General features: G+C 35.2%; 1 protein-coding gene. It reads right to left on the bottom strand.

The window, feature by feature from the left end; genetic code table 11:
* Positions 1–2,111, bottom strand: a 2,111-nt coding sequence (locus HG1285_RS04220) for an ATP-dependent Clp protease ATP-binding subunit (protein ID WP_008288692.1), incomplete at its 3' end; no start/stop codon positions are given.
* Positions 2,112–2,301: the final 190 nt, after the last annotated feature.

Below are 2,301 nucleotides of genomic sequence, written 5' to 3'. Positions count from 1 at the left end.
AACACTATTACATCGTCAAGTCTGTTTAAAAACTCTGGTGAGAAATGCTTTCTTACTTGCTGTAAAACATTTTTCTTCATATTTTCGTAATCTAAGAGTGTTGACTTTTGCTCAAATCCCATTCTGTTGCTTTCAAGTATTAATCTTGCCCCAAGATTAGAAGTCATAATTATTATCGTATTGCTGAAATCAACAACCCTTCCAAAAGAGTCAGTAAGTCTTCCATCATCAAAAATCTGAAGGAATATATTAAATACATCTGGATGAGCTTTTTCTATTTCATCAAATAAAAGTACAGAGTAAGGTCTTCTTCTTACAGCCTCTGTTAATTGTCCCCCTTCTTCGTATCCAACGTATCCTGGAGGAGCACCAACAAGTCTTGAAACAGTGTGTTTTTCCATAAATTCAGACATATCAAATCTTACTAATGCTTCTTCAGTTCCGAATAAATACTCTGCTAAGGCTTTAGCAGTCTCAGTTTTACCTACACCTGTAGGTCCTAAGAACATAAATACACCAATTGGTCTATGTGTACCTTTTAATCCTACACTGTTTCTTCTTATTGCTTTTGCAATTGCTTTTATTGCTTCATCCTGGTCTATAACTCTTTTATGTAGCTCTTCTTCTATATGTAAAAGTTTTTCTGATTCAGTTTCTGTAAGTCTTGTTATAGGAATTCCTGTCCACTTAGCAATTACCATTGCTATATGGTCTGCTGTAACCTTAGGTACTCTTTCAGAAACCTTTTCTTTCCACTCTGATTTTAATGTTTCAAATTTTGCCCGCAGTTTCAATTCTTCATCTCTAAGCTTTGCAGCTTTTTCATAATCCTGTTCTTTGGCAGCAATAGCCTTTTGTTGCTCTATATCTTTAATTTTTTCTTCTATTTTTCTTAATCTTGGAGGAAGTTCTAAACCTTTAAGTCTTACCCATGCACCTGCTTCATCTATAAGGTCAATAGCTTTGTCTGGAAGCTGTCTATCTGCAATATATTTAACTGAGTACTCAACTGCTTTTTCAATTGCTTCTTTTGTGTATTTAACCTTATGAAATTCCTCAAACTTTTGTTTTAATCCCATTAATATTTTTACTGCATCTTCTGGAGTTGGAGGTTCAACAAGCACAGGCTGAAACCTTCTTTCCAGCGCACCATCTTTTTCTATGTATTTTCTGTATTCATCTATAGTTGTAGCACCTATAACCTGTATTTCACCTCTTGCAAGGGCAGGTTTTAACATATTTGATGCATCTATTGACCCTTCAGCAGCACCTGCTCCAACAAGTGTGTGAAGCTCATCTATAAACAGGATTATATAAGGAGCCTTTTCAAGTTCTTTTAATATGTTTTTAAGTCTTTCTTCAAACTGCCCTCTGTATTTTGTCCCGGCAACTAAAGCTGCAAGGTCTAAAGCAACTACCCTTTTACCAAGTAAAGGTTCTGGAACAGTTTTGTCTGCAATTCTCTGTGCAAGACCTTCTACAATTGAAGTTTTACCTACTCCTGGCTCTCCAATTAAAACAGGGTTGTTTTTTCTTCTTCTTGCAAGTATTTGTATAACCCTTTCAATTTCTTTATCTCTACCAACTACAGGGTCAAGCTTTCCTTCTCTTGCAAGGGCAGTTAAATCTCTACTGAATCTATCAATATTTGGAGTTGGAACCTGTTTAACCTGCTCCTGAGGAGGAATTTCGCCAAGAATTTGAAGTATCTCTCTTCTTATAGAGTACTCATCTATTCCAAATCCTCTTAACACTCTTCCGCCAAGCCCAGTTTTCTCCCTTACAATTCCAATTAAAAGATGTTCTGGCCCTACAAACTGATGGTGAAGTATCCTTGCTTCTTCAACAGCAAACTCTAAAACCCTTTTTGCATCAGGGGCAAAAAGAACTTCACCTGTATGAGAACCTTTAACCATCTGGGATGTTAAAGTCCTTTTAACTTTCTCAACAGTTAATCCAAATCTTGATAAGACAAGTACAGGAATATCCTCTTCTTCAAGAAGAGAAAGAAGAAGATGTTCACTTCCTAAATAGTTGCTTCTATATTCAAGTGCAATTTCTCTTGCATTTAATATTACTTTTCTTGCCCTTTCTGTAAACTTCTCAAACATAATTTTTACCTCTTATTTTGTTTTTGCCATAAAATTGGCAAATGTGGAAATTTTTCAAGCTTTATTATCATATAAAAAACCATCTTTCATATAATAAGTATGATAACAATATTCTGCTATGTCAACATCGTGGGTTGCAATGACATACTCACATTATGTTCTTTATTAAGACTCTGCAGTATTTCCATGA

The sequence above is a fragment of the Hydrogenivirga sp. 128-5-R1-1 genome (assembly GCF_000171895.1).
The sequence above is the reverse complement of the archived record's forward strand: the minus strand, read 5'-3'. Positions and strand labels throughout refer to the sequence as shown.